Genomic DNA, 16,434 nt, shown 5'->3' on the forward strand with positions numbered 1-16,434 from the left:
GGGGATGCCGCAAACTCAAGGTTTGGCGGCGCCCCCAATTCATATCAATTACAGTGAGCGGACTGTCTTTACTACATTCTCAACCGTAAATCCAAAATGCTCGAACAATTTTCCAGCAGGGCCGCTTGCGCCAAATCCCTTCATAGTAACGGTAGCGCCGTCAAGTCCCACGTATCTGCCCCAGCCGAAATCTCCCAGGGCTTCAATGGCAACACGTTTTCTCACATTCTTAGGAAGAACGGATTCTTTATATTCCTCTGACTGCTCTTCGAATAAATCCATACACGGCATGGAAACCACGCGGATCTGATGCTCATTAGCAAGTTCTGCTTTGGCCTTAACCGCCAGCTCCACTTCTGATCCGGAAGCGATCAGAATCACATCCGGAGTGCCTTCACAGTCATCGATGATATATGCGCCTTTTAACGCGTCTTTGCTGCTTCCCGGCATTGGCGTCAGGTTCTGTCTTGTCAGCACCAATGCGGTCGGTGTCTTTTCAGAAGTTACCGCGCTGTACCAGGCTGCTGCCGTCTCCACACCGTCACATGGGCGGAATACATGGAAGTTGGGCATAGCGCGGAGCATAGCAAGCTGCTCAACCGGCTCATGTGTCGGGCCGTCTTCACCAACGCCGATGCTGTCATGAGTTAATACGAAGGTAAGTGGCGCACCCATAAGAGCGGATAAGCGGGCCATAGGTTTTACGTAATCACTGAACACAAAGAAGGTGGCCACATAAGCCCGCAGCCCTCCGTGGAGCATGATGCCGTTGCCAATTGCTGTCATAGCCAGTTCGCGCACGCCAAAGTGTATATTGCGTCCTAAGCGGTTTTCCTTTGAGTAATCTCCCACATCGGACATATTGGTTTTATTGGACGGCGCCAGATCTGCGGAACCTCCGATCAGGTTTGGAACCACCAGTTTTAATTTATTGATCATCTTTCCGGATAAGTTTCTGGTAGCGTCCGGCTTCTCGTTCTGTGCCCAGAACTCTTCATTGTTATATAATTTATCCGCATCCACTGGGGCATGGTACTGGTTCCAGAGTTCTTCCATCTCCGGGAACTCCTCACAATAAGCGGCAAACATCACGTTCCATGCCGCCTCTGCCTCCGCTTTGCGGGCTGCGATCTCATTAAAGTGGTCATATACTTCCTGAGGAACGAAGAACGGTTCCTGAGACGGCCATTCTAAGTTGTCTTTCATGGCAAGGATATTGTCCGCGCCGAGAGGTTCTCCGTGGGCGCTGGCCTTTCCCTGCTTTGCAGGACATCCGTAGCCGATCTGTGTTTTTACAGTGATAAAGGAAGGTCTGGTGGTATCTGCCTTGGCCTCTTCAATTGCCGCGCCGATAGAAGCCAGGTCGTTGCCGTCTTCTACGGTAATGAGCTGGAATCCGAATGCCTCCATCCTCTTCTGCACGTTCTCCGTAAAGGCGATATCCGTGCTTCCTTCGATGGAAATCTTATTGGAATCATAGATCACGATCAATTTTCCCAGCCCCAAAGTACCCGCCAGAGAAAATGCCTCTGAGGAAATTCCTTCCATCATACATCCGTCTCCGCCCAGCACATAGGTGTAGTGATCCACAACAGGATACTCTTCTTTATTGAAAACAGCCGCCATATGGGTCTCAGCAATGGCCATACCTACCGCCATGCCCATACCTGCGCCTAAAGGCCCTGTAGTCGCTTCCACGCCTACCGTATGGCCGTATTCCGGATGGCCCGGTGTCAATGAACCCATCTGTCTGAAGTTCATAATGTCTTCTTTTGACAAATTGCCATAGCCGAACAGATGGAGCAGGGAATACAAAAGCATGGATCCATGTCCCCCTGACAAAACGAAACGGTCACGGTTGGCCCAATCAGGGTCTGCCGGATTGTGATTCATATGGTTAGCCCAAAGTTCATAACCGATTGGAGCGCATCCAAGCGGAAGTCCCGGATGACCGGAGTTGGCTTTCTGGATTGCGTCCGCAGAAAGCACACGGATTGCGTTTACTGACAGTTTGTCGATGTGATTCATTGTTATTAGCCTCCTAATTTTATCTCTTTTATAGTTTGCGGCCCCATCACGATAAACGTGCCCGGGAGCCTCCCCTTAGTTACCTTAGATACCGTAAAATCAAATTCCCCTCTGAATTTTAAATTGCCCTGCATGTTATAAACTTCACAGGAATCTTCATTATACAAAAGAACGTAATCTCCGTCAATATCCGCATGGGTATACTGGAGATTAAAATCTTTGCTGAACTGCTTTTCACCGGTATTTTTATAAACATCAACCCGGTAAGGGTTCTCCCCTGACGTATTGTTCACCACAATACCGGCGAAATCCTGGGAATAAAAAATGCTCCTGATCTCTTCTTCCACCGGGATCTGAACCAGCATCTCCGGGGACATCACATTCTTGGATGAAAAGAAGGTCAAACTGTTGTCTGCAAATGCGCAGGAATAAGTTTCCGTCAAAAAACGCACCCTGGCAATCAGGCTGTTGTCATAGATATCTTTATAACCTGCCACCAGACGCCCCGGCACATTCTTGCCGATCTCGGAAAAGTTGTAGAAAACCACCTGTCCTTTGGCCGCGCCGCTGCTTAAATAGACATAGGACACCATCAGCTGGGTCCCGTCCGGCGAAAGGGAAAGATCGATGGGATACCCGTCCTTTTCCAGCGTAGACTTTATGGAAATATCCAGGGGCGTGCCGTCATTCCTGAAAAATGTTATCTTTCCGGCTTTGCTGTCTTCCTGGATGGCCGCCACCACTCCGTGGGCCGATACCGCAACCTTAGTTATGGGCAGCAAGGTTGTGGCTATACCCTGACGCCCGTCTTTATTGCAGATATAAATGCTGTTGCCCTGGCGGTCGGCAATGGCTGCATAATCCCCATTGACCACCGCTTCCGGTGATTTCATCTCGTAGCTCTCAATCCAGATGTCTTTGCCCTGGTTGTCCGTGTAGGCAGCGCCGTCCTTGCTGTACTTGATCACATTATTGCCGAAATTTATGTATTCGTTAATGCTGCTGTCAGACCGCTCCACGTTGTGCTCCCAGGATATCTGGTAATCCATATACTGGTGGCTGGCCTGATACTGATAATATCCGAACCCGGCTCCGGTGATGGCCAGAGCCGCCGCCAAAGACAGAAAGAAACGTCTGCGCCATACCTTTCTGGAGGCCTTTTTAACGATCTCTTCGCTGTCGCCGTCATCCATCTCCATTCGGGGCGGGGGCGCGGCATTGGGCGTAATCACTCTGCTTTTCAGTTGTCTTTTTTTCGTCTCTCTATTCATAGAGCTCATATCACTCATGCGGTTATTCTCCCGGAAATGCCCAAATATAGAATATAGTATACAACATTTTCCAGAGAAACGCATTAAATTTTTCTACGGCAGAACTAATTTCTGGCCGGATATAATTTTATTGGGATCGTCCAAACCGTTAAGGCGGCAGATTTCGTCCATTTTACTCAGGTTATGGTAAAATTTCAGACAAATTCCATGCAGAGTTTCGCCTTCTCCGATTATGTAGGTTTCCGGTATGGCCGCCGCTTCGGCTCCAGGATCTGCAGCCACTGCCGCGGTAGTTTCAGCAGCGGTCTCAGATACTGCCGTTTCCTGAGGGCTGCTCTCCGCCGGCACCGCAGACGCCGCCGTTGTTTCCGGTTCTGATGACATGGTATAATGCTCTACCGGCTCCGTGGGATACACTTGTCCGGGTATCTCTTCAACGGAAAGCTTTTCCTTATCCGATTTCGGATCATATTCCTGCCAATTCTTCACCCCTTCAGGAAGGACTGATACCATCACGCTTTCCATCTGGCGCATTTTTTCATAGTTATTGAACATGGCAATTCCGCCTGCCATGACCACAATCGCCAGTGCGCTGCACAGGCCGCCCAGCACGCTGACCGTATTTTTATGGGCTTTGACCTCCGTTTTCCGGCTTTCGATCCTCTGTCTGAAGTCGGTGACCACATTGTCCGGGACGCCTGTCTCCACGCGTCTCACGTCTTTGCGCAGCACCATGTAGTCCTGCATCATTTGATTCCGTTCATAATAAATGCTGTGTCCGCGGAGTTTATAAAATCCGTCTTCAGACGTCACATAGATGGATTCCTCTCCTTCCAGCCCGGAATTCAAATACATCAACTGGTTCTTACCGGGGAAAAACTTCACATGCTCTTTCCAATAATTCAGGGGGCTCAGCTGGCTTCCCTGTGATGCGCAGAGAAACCATCCCAGAACCGTCCTTTTCGGAAACATCTGCTCCATATCTTCATAGGCTTTCTTCCATGCTGCCTCAGTAAATTCCACTTTTTCTCCGTCGCGTGTCACATCTTCCATCTCCATGGCTCCGTCTATAAACAGATAAGGGGTTCCCTCGTGCTGTTCACTGCTGCCAAGAAGCAGTCCTACCCGCAGGTCTTGTCCTCCTGCCGGATATAGTTTCTGTAAGTAGGTATTCACATAGTCTTCCAAATATAATTTTACAATCTGGTCCCGCTCACCGATCTGCCTGATATTTTTAGGCAGCTTTGGGTACGGGTTATATAATTCTCCCATTGGCTCACCCCGCTAACTTATTCTAATATCTGAACAATCATAGCATGGATGTTTTGCAAATCTTGTCAAACCAGTGCCGCCGACTCACATAATTTTTCGACAATAAAAATGCTGTCGCTGATACAGTCCGCAAGCCTCATAACCACAGCCAGGCGTATGCTCTGAAGCATGATGGGATCCGCCCCCGCACAGCCGCCCACGATCCCGGTGATAAAAATATCCCCCACAGGCACCAATTCTTTGCTGACACCCAGGCCGGGGCGCAGGGACCCTTTCCCCAGGGTGATATATCCCACATGCTCGTTATTACCCACAGAGGCATCCACCGCAACCACCAGATGGTTGGGAAAACTGCATTTGAGCACAGCAAGATATTCTTCCAGATTCATCGCATGGACAGGGCGTTCCAGGGTTCCGAACACCTCCAGGTTTTTCACCTTTTTCTCTTTTAATTTATAGCCAATCAGCGGGCCTAAACTGTCCCCGGTGGAACGGTCTGTTCCAATGCATAAAATTAAAACGCCTGATTTATTCTGGTTCTTCAGTTCTTCGGCTATCATCTGATAGAGCCGGGTGGCCAGTTTATCGGTTTCAAACCCCTCTCCGGCATGATAATAGTACACTTCCTGTCCGGTTCTCATTCCAATCCATTCCCACAGTTTCATAAAATACTCCGCCTCATCATTTGCAACGGTTCAGACGGCTCATCTTCTGAACTGTTACAATCATTTTGTTAATTCTATTATAGGCAGGCTGTGGGATAATTATGCAAATAATAAATTTGCTGGAAGACAGGCGTTATCATATCACAATATCTTTTGGTAAAGTTCAAATTCCTCCAATCCAAAATCCCCATATCCCAGATCCACCTTATCAATATATTGGAAGCCAAACCTTTTATAAAGACCAATGGCCGGCGCATTCTTTTCGTATACATCTAACCGGACCGCCTTGGCATTCATTTTTTTGCTGTGGTCTATGATGAACTCCATCATCTGCCGCCCTACGCCCTTGTTCTGGTAATCGGGATGTATGGCAAAGGTATATATGACAAAAATATGGTCATAATCCAGGTCAATCCCCCAATCCGCTTTGGCATAAGCGTCTTCAGGCGTATGGCGGAGGATTACGGTTCCTATAATCCGGCCGTCATGTCTGGCAACATATAAATTCCCTTCCTGCACGCCCTGAACCGCATCTTCTTCCGCCGGATAAATGCCCTTTTTCCAGCCCGGATAATTGACATTGTGTTCCAGATAATCGCATACGGTATCGTAAAGGCATCCCAGCTCTTTAATATCATGTTCGGTTCCCTTTTCTATTGTTATCACCATCCGTTTTATTCTCCTTTTCAAATGAAAAGGCAGAAAAGGATGGAAAAATCCATCTTTTCCTGCCCGGATTCTCAATATTGTTTCTTTTGATCCACCAGCCCATTGTCATTTTAATCCGCCGACAGACGGCATATGGCATTTATTACATCTTATGAATATACATTCTTGTCATATCAGGCTCCCCGTCTCCCTGCACCATACATAGAAACTTCCATCCATAACGTTCGTAAAATGAGGTGTGATCCGTAATGAGATAGAGCGTGTCTATCCCATTACTGTTCATATCATCGCAGACACATTGCAGCAATTTCCCCGCAATGCCTTTACAACGGTATTCTTTTTCAACATATAACGCACAGACATTGGGCGTCAAATCCTTACGGTTATGGAAGTCGTTTTCTATAACGCCAACGCCGCCTATCATTTCACCATTCTCAAATGCAGCATACCATTGAGGAACACTTTTTTTCTTCTCCAGGCATTCATTTATGCTTTCTTCATATGCCTCAACCGGAATCCCCCATTTGGAATGAAACCATTCCGCTGCTCTATAGGCCAATTCGCAATTTTCTCTGACTTTTAAAATTTCCATGGGTGTTTTTCCTTCCAATTACTGCCGCATGCATATAGATTCAGCAATATCTTTTATTTCACTTCCCGGCACATATCCATGGCCTCGCTGAGGTTGGAAGCCGATCCGCTCACAATTTTCTCCAGAAGCTGGTCAAGCTTGGAGGGGATTAAAAATTCTTTTCCAAGATAAGGTTCATAATGTTCCGTAACATAAAGGCATTTTTCATTTCTGGCTGTCTCCACTTCTTTTAAACGCCGTTTCAGGACGTCTAAATCCGCTTCCATGGATTCGATCTTTTCTTTGCTGTTGTTTGTGATTTCGTCTGCGATAATGTTCTTTGTTACAGTTTCAAATGTATTGAGGGCGTCTTTCTTCTTGCTGGCGGTAACCGACAGTTCCTGTTCCAGCTGCGCGATCTCGTCATCGTAGATCTGCAGATCATACACGGCGTCATTGCGGTCTTTTTGAATGGTATGGGTGATCACTTTTATTTTTTTATTATTTCCGTGAATCTGATCCCGGATCATCTGCCCGTCTCTTAAAGCTTCCAGATGAGGGATTTTTGTCTTGTTGCTGACAAATACGTACAGACCTCCAAATACTAGAACCGTCACAAAATAAATCGCAGCCAGCACCAGCGGTTTCTTCTGCCCGATCAGAAGATAGGTTCCGTATGGAACCGCCAGGAAACAGACCAGCACCGTACAAAGGAGCCTTAAATATTCGCCGAACCACCGGGGAAGGAAGAGGGCGTAATACCAGTTTCCACGACAGATTCCGGGGACATGGTTTTTCTGAAACAGTGTTTTGAGCCTGAGGTTCAGTTCCCGGTTTTCTTCCCTGAGTTCGGAGGTTTCTTCCGCAATCCGCTCTTTTATGCCTTGATTTTTGGCTTTTTCCCGTTTTGCCCGGGCCTTTTTTAACCGTTCCTGCCCTTTTCCTATTTCCTGATCATAACTCGCGTTTAAAGCCTCTGTCCTTTTTTTAATGGTATAATTTATGGACTCTGAAACCGACTTTTTCTCCGCTTCCACTGATCGTTCGAGCCGGTATTCTTCCTGCCTCAACTGTTCTTCCTGCCCGGTGAGCTGTGCCATTCGGAGCACGTCCGCTTTTGCATCTCTCAGGAATTCAGCATAGTCTGTAATGGGCTGCACCATGCCTTCCACCCTCCTTAATTTCAAGTATTAAAAACACTCTGTCTAAACCGGAACTCAAATGAAAAACTATGCATTTTCCTCATAGGAAAACTTCATATCCCATGATTTTCTAATGTCATCCATCAGGGCCAGCACGGTTAAGGAATCATTTTTCTCTAATATATCGCTGGTGCTCATTCCCGCCTTTACGCAGCGGTTGACTTCCCTGATCTGATATTCAAAACCGTTTACATCAAATGGCATGTTAACCTCATAAGGGTCTCCATTATCCGGACGCACAGTCATAACCTGGGCGTGTTGATGATCAGGAATGGAAATGGAACCTTTTGTTCCGAATACAACGGCTTCCCTGGGCATATTCAGGCCGATTGCCGTAGTCACACAAGCGGTCCGGCCGCCCGGATATTCCAGCAGAATGGAGCTGAAATCATCGGTTCCGTATTCATTGATATTGACTTCGGATGAGAAATGAACCGGGGCTTCGCCCATCACCATATGGATAAATCCTAAATTATAAATTCCGATATCCAGCAAAGCGCCTCCGCCCAGTCCGGAATCGAATTTTCTCCCTTTTCTGGAATCGTCGGTGACAAATCCGTAGTCGCAGCGGGCATGTTTTACGTCCCCAATGACCCCGTCTGCAATCAAACGTCTCATCTCCAGCAAAAGAGGGAGAAAACGGGTCCAGAACGCTTCCATGATGAAAAGCCCTTTTTCCTCTGCGAGACGGTAAAGTTCCTCCGCCTGGGCCGCATTGGTAGTAAATGGTTTCTCACACAGCACATGCTTTCCTGCCTCCAGGCACATTTTCGCATTTTCATAGTGCATGCTGTTTGGTGTGGCAATGTAAACGGCATCCACGTATGGGGAACTGCAGAGTTCTTCATAAGAACCGTATGCATGTTCAATTCCGTACTTCGCCGCAAATTCGGCAGCGGCTTCCGGGCGGCGGGAACCTACGGCGCTTAAAACGTCCTCGCCTTTCATATCAATGACTGTCTGAGCAAATTTATTCGTGATTTTTCCAGTAGCTAAAATACCCCATTTCATTAATAATCTACCTCCGATATTCTGATTTATAGTTTAGTTTTTACGGTTTTATCTGCCCGGAGGGCTTTTTTATTTAATAGGGTGAACTTTCCTATGAAATAAAATATAACCTGATTAAGATTATAACCTTTTTATAGTTTATTTTCAACAAACTTACATGTACTTGGGGTTTTCACAGAAGGAATTATATTTAAATATAAAAATGAGAACAGTTGAATATAGCCAGAGACACAGAAGCATTGAACAGCAGTTATAGAAATAGTAACAGTTCGAACAGTGCACCATCCGAATTGTTACTGGAAACAAATTATTTCATGAAATTTTTATCGCATTTTTACGGCTATTATGTTATATTAGATGTTATGGAACAATCGTGATACAGGGTGGAAGCCTTCCAGTTTTTTTGTTTCTACAAAAGACGGGAGGTGATGCTTATGGTAATGTTTACATTTAGCGATCTTATGCTATTTGCTGCATTCCTTCTCGCATTGCTGACCTACATAGATAGGTACAATAAGAGAAAATAAAAATCCCACCCTGTTAGCCGACAGGATGGGAGCCTCTCGCATCGAGAGGTTAAAGTAATCTACAACCTGGAAAGCTCCACCATGTGTGGCGGTTGTTCCTATATTTATACTATAGCATTACAACTATTACTTGTCAATTATCGAAAGTAATTTTATGAAACGCGAAGAAATTTTGCGGTAACAGTTCAGATAGGTCTGCGCATTTACTGCGCGGACTGTACGAAAACATAGCGGTTGCAGGCATCCAGCCCCTCGCCGCAGGCGACTTTAATGGGCTGGATGCGTAATAGTTCAGACCTGTCTGAACTATTACATTTTGCGTAACACTTCATGCTAAATCCTATATTATCTTATCCAACTCCATCACCGCATTGATATAAATCTCCACTGCCTTCACCAAATTCTCAATACACACGCACTCATCCGGCTGGTGCCCTCTTCCATGCCCGTCTTCGCAGGGCTTCTTCTGGAAAGAAAGTCCCGGGCCATATCCAACGGCATTGGGCAGTTTTCTGGCATAGGTTCCGCCGCCCATACAGAAGGGTTCGAAAGGACGGCCGTACACCCGGCTGCATAGATCAGTCAGCATTTTAACCGTACTGCTTTCCTTATCCATATAGAAAGACGGATTATGTTCCATTTTTATGACCTTCCACCCATAACTCCCGGCAGCTCTTTTTATTCCTGATTCGATTCTGTCCGTATCCGCAGTCACCGGATAGCGGAGATCGAGAAACAGGCGGATCGTACCGGCGCATTCTGTGCTTTCCAGCATAGACGCCACCACTGTGAGAGGGCCGGAAACTTCGTCTTTACAGTCTATTTTAAGCCCTGTTCCGTAATAATCCGCCAGAGCTTCCGAGAGAAAGCAAAACGTTTTTCTGTCAGCTTCGCCAAGGAGACCGTTTTGAATTAAATGTCCGGCCAGTTTTACTATGGCATTTTCTCCGGTTTCCGGTTTTGCCGCATGTGCGGACCGGCCGCTGGCTGTCACCGCTTCCCCACCGGCTTTCTTTAACGAAATCTCCGCTTTGGAAGGCACGGAATTAATTCCTTCCCCTCCTTTTATGGAAATGATGTCATCCGAAATCCGGGCCTCACAGACGATCTGATACCGCCCTTTTTCTCCGCAGCAGACCGGGAAGGCCGCATCGGGAACAAGGGAAAAGGAAGGCGGATTATGGTGTTCCAGATAATACTTAATATCTTCCATTCCCCGCTCTTCATCACAGCCGAAAAACTGACGCAGCGTATGGCGCAGCGGGATGTTGTTTTCCTTAATATATTTCATTGTGTAAAGGGCTGCTACAGCAGGGCCTTTGTTGTCCGCGCTGCCGCGGCCATAGATCCATCCGTCTTTTATAAGAGGGATGTAGGGCTGGGTAACGGTCCAGCCGTTTCCTTCCGGCACCACATCCAGATGGGAGAAGAATCCCAGCTCTTCGCCGGTCTCCCCTCTCAGCACCGCGCTTCCGCAGTAATTCTCATGATTTTCTGTTTCCAGTCCCATTTCTTCCGCCAGTGACAGAGCTTTCTCAAGAACCTGTCTGCACCCGGTTCCAAAGGGCCAGCCACCCTCTCCCGGGCTGCTGACGCTCTGTATTTCCGTCAGAGCGCAGACATCCCGGATGAGGCCGGCTTTATTCTCTTCAATCCATTCTTTTATCTGCATGATTCTAATCTCTCCACAGCTTCCACTACATGTTTGATTCTGTCATAGGAAATTTCGGTAGGAAGGGTGCAGTCGGAACCTACGATAAACCTTCTGCCCTTCATTTCCTCTAAACATCTGCGGGCGTGTTCCGTGATTTCAGCTTCCGTACCGTCTACCAGCACGCCGGAACGGTCCGGGAATCCGCCCAGGATGATGCTGTCTTTAAACAGCTCACTGCCTTCTGTCAGGCTGAAGCCATTGGTATATACGCCCCAGTTTACTATGGTCGGTTTCAGCTTTACATAGCGGTCAAAGCCGATTCCGCTCTTACAGATGTGAAGCACGTCGAATTTTGTCTTCTCTTTTATGTGGTTATAGACTTTCAGCTCATAGGGAATGACAAATTCTTCATATTCTTCATCCGTAAAATACCTCTTTTCCCCGCCGAGGGCCGCATAAAAAATGCCTTCCGCCCCGGCTTCCAGCGAACAGTCCACAAATTCCATCAGCGTCTCCGCTATGGTTTCAAATACCTGCTTCATCTCATTGGGCCGTTCCCGGCAGAAAAGCGTCAGGCAGTAGCCCATGCTGGTGAAATTGCCGGAAAATCCGGTTTCATGAAATGCAGAGGCCAGCAGGCCGTGAATCGTGGCAAGAATGGGGTATTCCGCCTTTGAACTGTCTGCGATTCTCTTGATAATCTCCATCTGGTCCTGGAAAATTCCATCTTTTCTGGAAAAGCCCCGGAATTTCTTTATGTCGTTCAGACACATGATCTTACTCTCACCGTCATAAAGAATATTTTCATTCATGACCTTTAAGATATCCGTGTCCGTGTGATTCATAAAATCAATATGGGCTTTTACCGCTTCCGCCCCATGCTGGCATTCTTCAGGAAAATGAATCCAGAATCCTGCCGGGCAGCGGTCGATTTCTTTTCCTTCTATTAAATTATAGATGCGTTCCCGTTTTGTCATTTTGTCCTCCATGCCGGCTTATTTTTACTATGCCTTCCAATTATCCCTGATTTTCAGCCATTCGCTGTACGCCATCATGCAGGTCGCGACGCCATGGGCGTTGTCATCCTTAACGGCCTCGCTCAAATAGTATTCAGGGCTTCCGTCCCTTTCGTCCTTTGGCCCCAGTCCTGCGCTGGCACATGTTCCGGTCAGATGGATTTCTCCGTTCCCGACCGCAGATTTCTGCGCTTCCAGAGACGCTAAGATGAATTCACCTGTCTTTAAATATTTTTCTTTATCCAGAACGCCCAGACGGCATCCTTTTAACACCGCATAAGCCACCATGGCAGAACCTGAAGTTTCAAGATAGTTGTCTTCTAAATCCGCCCGGTCAATCAACTGGTAGAACAACCCCGATTCCTTATCCTGATAAGGGAGAATCCCGTCTACAGCCTCTTTTAACAGGGTGCCTAAGGCCACTTTTGCTTCGAAGTCTTCTGATATCTCATAGCAGTCGCACAGAGCCATCAGATACCAGCCCATGGACCTGAGCCAGAAGCAGGGAGAACATCCGGTTTCCTTGTTGGCCCAGATCATTTCCCTCTTTTCGTCGTAAGCATGGTAATACAGGTGTTTTTCGTCATCATAGAGATATTTTCTCACATTTTTAAACTGATTTAAAGTGTCAGAATAATTTTCTTTGTGGTTGAACCGCTTTTCATATTCCATATAAAACGGCTGCACCATATATAAACCGTCCAGCCAGACCTGATAGGGATAGATCTTTTTGTGCCAGAAATTGCCCGTGCTGGTTCTGGGCTGGTTTCTCAAAACATCCATAATGCTGTGGATTCCCTTTATGTATTTCTCTTCTCCGGTCTGGTCATAAAGGAAATACAAAAGCCGGCCGCTGGCCATCAGGTCCACATTCTGCTCCTCCGCCTTAAATCCTATGATCACACCATTTTCATCCACATACTTTCTTCCGAAGTTTAAAATGGATTCCAGGTACTCTTCATTCCCCGTCACCTCATACAGGTATTTCGCGCCCGTCAGAACGCAGCCGTAGTGGTAATTCCAGCGGTTCAATTCCATTGCGTTGAACTGCTTTAAATAATCTGAAAAATATACGTCAAAAACCATATGTCCCCTTCCTGCCTGAATTTATCAGTTCTGATCCTTCTCTTTTTTTATCCATTTTGCAAAGGAGAATTCTCCTCTGTAGTTCGATGCGTTGTAATGCGGGTATTTATCCGGAACATATTCCATGTCCTGTATCTCACAGGGCCGGTCCTGGGTGTAGATATACATCTTTCCGGCATCCCACAAGACGATCTCGTCCCGGCTGTCTCCGGTGAGATTGATCACTTCCGCGCACAGGTCAGGATGTCCGTCGTCCGGGAAGGTAACGACCACGTCGCCGTCTCCGTCCATCATTCCGCCGTACTTCACATTTCCGTTCAGCAGAATCAGTTCCGTTCCGTCCCCCTTCCAGTTTACCGGCGCGATGATGTTGCCGTTGCTGCCGTTCTCTTTATGCCAGATTTCATTGCCCTTACAGTCATAGAGATAGACGATTCCCTGGTACTCCCAGTAGGTTGTGGTGCAGATTTCAAGGCCTTTCCGGTCCGGGCAGTAGTTTGCCGTGCTGATCCGCTGGCCGTGGCCGTTGATATCCCGGACTTTGATATTTCCCTGCTTATCCACGATCATGAAGCCTTCCCAGCCTGACACGATGGCGATCTGCTCGTCTTCGTCCGGGTCGAACCGGCCTACGATGATTTCATCCGTGTGATCCCTGTCGATGGGGAGCTGCCAGACCAGTTTTCCGTCGCTGCTTATCATGTTGTAGCAGCTGAAAATCTCGTCTTTTCCGTCTCCGTTGAAATCATAGGCGTATGGGAAATGGCCTGTGTTGTTGTGGTTGAATTTCCATTTTAAGTTTAACTGGCTGTCGTAAACCCAGATTCTGGCGTAGCGGTCTTTTATCATGATGTCCGACGGACGGTCATTTCCCGATACGTTGATGATGCGGATGGCGTCCACATTTACCCGGTCAAAGGCGTGTTTCTGGAACTCGATTCCCAGAATCTGATCCGCTGGGTCTTCATTGTATGGTGTATCCACAGAACGGATCACCTCTCCGGTGCGGCCATTTAAGATCATCAGCTTGAAATCTCTGGAAATGATCACTTCATCCGCTCCGTCGTTGTCGATATCGCAGACCTGGAACGGGAGGTCTGCGGTTACGTTCTGATTGTCCTTCAATTCCGACGGCTCGCCGATCTGCCATAAAATGTTTCCGTTTTCCATGTTGACCGCAGTCAGACAGCTGATCACCGAATAACGGTCCTTAAACACCCGTTTCTGGTGCTGGGCCATCACAAAATACCAGGTGTCCCCGCCTGTCAGGTGTCCGAAACGCACCTGTCTGGCGGCGCCGTAATTCTGAAGGTCGATGACTTTGTGAAGTTTAGGTTTTGCATATTTCAGCCGTTTTGCGGCCACCCGCTCTTCCTGTGCTTTTCTTTTATCTATCAGCTTTTCATAGCTGTCTTTATCGGTTTTTACCCATACGTTGGTGAACTGCGCCGGCATATAGCTGGACAGGCCGATTTTTCCATATGAATAGCGGCTGTCTTCCACGTCCAGAACTTCGTCTCCATTGATGGAGCAGACAAACCTGCTGCCTTTGCAGCACACTTTTAAGTCGTAGTATGTATCGCAGTTATATGGATAGTTTGTTTCCGCCAGCAGAGTTCTGGTCTTCTTCTCGATCTTCCATATCTGGGCCTTCTGCCCGCACAGGTAAAAAGCATAATGCATCAGGGAGGTCTGATATCGGAACAGAAGCCCCGCTTCTTCTTTTGTATCCAGCGCTCTTATTCTGACCCCGGCCTCATAATCTTCCCAGTCCTCATCTCCGCCTGCCAGCATGGGGCATACCCCGCGGGTCAGAGGATTTCTGACCCGCATCTGCTCCATGTATTTGACACCGTTCATCTCGGTGATCAGCCAGCTTGGACCGCGGTAATTGGTACATACGATTGGATCATACCATTGGCCGGTATACCCTTTTACAGGATAGTAGTGGTATTCTCCCATGGCGGAATGATCCGGATCATAGGGGAAGGGACCTATTTTAAAGGATAAAAAATCATCTTGAAACAGCAGAACCTGCTCGTTCATTTAAGAACCTCCTATTATTGGTTTTGCTTGTAAGCAGCCTGCTCTTTTGTCAGGAAGTCGGCCCATCTGTCAAGAGCTTCCTGGGATGTCATATCGCCAAGCAGAACTGCCTGGAAATCAGCGGTCATATCGTTATTGATAAAGTTAAAGTAAGAGGTCAGCCAGTATGGGTTCTGAATCTGGATGAAGTTTTCATCTGTCATGATTTCCTGATACAGAGGCATGAACTTGTCTTCTTTAAACCACTGGTTCTCATAGTTGTCTGAGTTTACAGGGATTCTTCCCAAATTCTTGGAAATTTTTTCTACAGTCGATGCGCTGGATAAATATTTGCAGAGTTCAAATGCGCCGGTATAATCCGCGTCCTCGCCTTTTGTATTGGTTACAGCATAGAGCTGTGGCTGGATTGCCGATGTATAATATCTTCCTTCATCATTTGCCAGAGCTTTTGCAGCGTCGAAATTGCCGTCTCCCAAGTTGCTCATGTGAGAAGATCTGGAAGAGGAGTTATGCATGATGTACATCGCTGTCTGGGAACCGAATTCAGCTACCATTTCGTTAAATCCGTTGTTTACACAGTCGCCGGAAACCCATCCGTTTTTATAAATAGAAGCGTATAAGTCAAGAGCTTCCACGAATTCAGGCTTATTGATGATACAGTTGCCGTTTTCATCAAAATAGGAACCATTGTAGCCGCCGCCGTCTGCATATGTAAAGATCCAGCCCAACAGGTTATCATAGGGTTTTACGCCTCTGAGGCTGTAGAAATATGTTCCCTCATCAGGATTCGCGTATTTCTCGCAGAGAGCCAGAAATTCTTTCTGTGTCTTAGGAACTTCGATGCCGTTTTCTTCAAAGAATTTTGTATTGTACCATGAAATTTCCTGATTATAGTTATACGGTACTCCGTAAAGTTTGCCTCCGCCCAGTTCTTTTAAGGTCTCAACCATGGACGGCGCGATCTTGGATTTGTCTTCCCATCCTTCAAAATAGTCGTTGACATCGATCAATGCGTCCTGAGCAACATAAGTCATAACATTGGAAAAGCCTAAGCTCACCACGTCAGGCATGGTGTTAGTGGCAATTGCCATAGCGAATTTGTCAGGGAAATCTTTATTGGCAAATCCCGTATACCTGGCTTCATATTTATCCTGGGAATTATTAAATTCTTCGAATACAGCTTCGTAAATTTCATTGTTCTTTTCATCCGCTGCATGGAACCAGAACTCAATGACTTCCCTATCCTTGGAAGCTGTTTTTGCAGTCTCTTTTGGCGTTTCCTTCGCAGCCTCCGAGCCCGCTGCCCCTGCTGCCGTCGTGGCGGGCGCAGCTTCCTGCTTGCCGCCGCATCCTGTAATACCGCTTACCAACATACCTGATGCCAATGCCAGTGCTAATAACTTTTTCATAGAATTT

General features: G+C 47.1%; 13 protein-coding genes. All 13 read right to left on the reverse strand.

Features of this window, described 5'->3' with window-relative positions:
- Nucleotides 1-48: 48 nt before the first annotated feature.
- Complete coding sequence (gene tkt / locus GPL15_RS06230) at nt 49-2,028, reverse strand: transketolase (protein WP_215697090.1); 1,980 nt, start codon at nt 2,026-2,028, stop codon at nt 49-51.
- 5 nt (nt 2,029-2,033) lie between these two features.
- Entirely contained in the window at nt 2,034-3,317 is a 1,284-nt protein-coding gene (locus GPL15_RS06235; RefSeq protein WP_215697092.1) for a DUF5711 family protein, read from the reverse strand.
- Nucleotides 3,318-3,392: 75 nt separating this feature from the next.
- On the reverse strand, nt 3,393-4,571 hold the full coding sequence (locus GPL15_RS06240) for a LysM domain-containing protein (RefSeq protein WP_215697094.1): 1,179 nt from the start codon (nt 4,569-4,571) through the stop codon (nt 3,393-3,395).
- Between the two features lie 65 nt (nt 4,572-4,636).
- On the reverse strand, nt 4,637-5,236 hold the full coding sequence (yyaC, locus tag GPL15_RS06245; protein WP_215697097.1) for a spore protease YyaC: 600 nt from the start codon (nt 5,234-5,236) through the stop codon (nt 4,637-4,639).
- Nucleotides 5,237-5,377: 141 nt separating this feature from the next.
- The gene (locus GPL15_RS06250; protein WP_215697099.1) at nt 5,378-5,905 is read right to left on the reverse strand and encodes a GNAT family N-acetyltransferase; all 528 of its coding nucleotides are present in this window, start codon (nt 5,903-5,905) and stop codon (nt 5,378-5,380) included.
- 142 nt (nt 5,906-6,047) lie between these two features.
- The gene (locus GPL15_RS06255; protein ID WP_215697100.1) at nt 6,048-6,497 is read right to left on the reverse strand and encodes a GNAT family N-acetyltransferase; all 450 of its coding nucleotides are present in this window, start codon (nt 6,495-6,497) and stop codon (nt 6,048-6,050) included.
- Between the two features lie 53 nt (nt 6,498-6,550).
- Nucleotides 6,551-7,639, reverse strand: a complete 1,089-nt coding sequence (locus GPL15_RS06260) for a hypothetical protein (RefSeq protein ID WP_215697102.1) — start codon at nt 7,637-7,639, stop codon at nt 6,551-6,553.
- Nucleotides 7,640-7,705: 66 nt separating this feature from the next.
- On the reverse strand, nt 7,706-8,689 hold the full coding sequence (locus tag GPL15_RS06265) for a Gfo/Idh/MocA family oxidoreductase (protein WP_215697104.1): 984 nt from the start codon (nt 8,687-8,689) through the stop codon (nt 7,706-7,708).
- Between the two features lie 867 nt (nt 8,690-9,556).
- Nucleotides 9,557-10,888: a Sapep family Mn(2+)-dependent dipeptidase gene (locus tag GPL15_RS06270; protein ID WP_215697106.1), complete on the reverse strand. Its 1,332-nt coding sequence runs from the start codon at nt 10,886-10,888 to the stop codon at nt 9,557-9,559.
- Entirely contained in the window at nt 10,879-11,847 is a 969-nt protein-coding gene (locus GPL15_RS06275; RefSeq protein WP_252198129.1) for a uroporphyrinogen decarboxylase family protein, read from the reverse strand. The genes GPL15_RS06270 and GPL15_RS06275 overlap by 10 nt, the downstream gene beginning before the upstream one ends.
- A gap of 27 nt (nt 11,848-11,874) precedes the next feature.
- Nucleotides 11,875-12,972 (reverse strand): glycoside hydrolase family 88 protein, encoded by a 1,098-nt coding sequence (locus tag GPL15_RS06280; RefSeq protein ID WP_215697110.1) that lies wholly within the window; start codon nt 12,970-12,972, stop codon nt 11,875-11,877.
- Nucleotides 12,973-12,996: 24 nt separating this feature from the next.
- Nucleotides 12,997-15,018, reverse strand: a complete 2,022-nt coding sequence (locus GPL15_RS06285) for a family 16 glycoside hydrolase (protein WP_215697112.1) — start codon at nt 15,016-15,018, stop codon at nt 12,997-12,999.
- Nucleotides 15,019-15,032: 14 nt separating this feature from the next.
- Nucleotides 15,033-16,427, reverse strand: a complete 1,395-nt coding sequence (locus GPL15_RS06290) for an extracellular solute-binding protein (protein WP_215697114.1) — start codon at nt 16,425-16,427, stop codon at nt 15,033-15,035.
- Nucleotides 16,428-16,434 lie beyond the last annotated feature (7 nt).

Origin of the sequence: Clostridium sp. MCC353, from assembly GCF_018785315.1 — a bacterium.
In the GTDB taxonomy this organism is placed as follows: domain Bacteria; phylum Bacillota; class Clostridia; order Lachnospirales; family Lachnospiraceae; genus CHH4-2.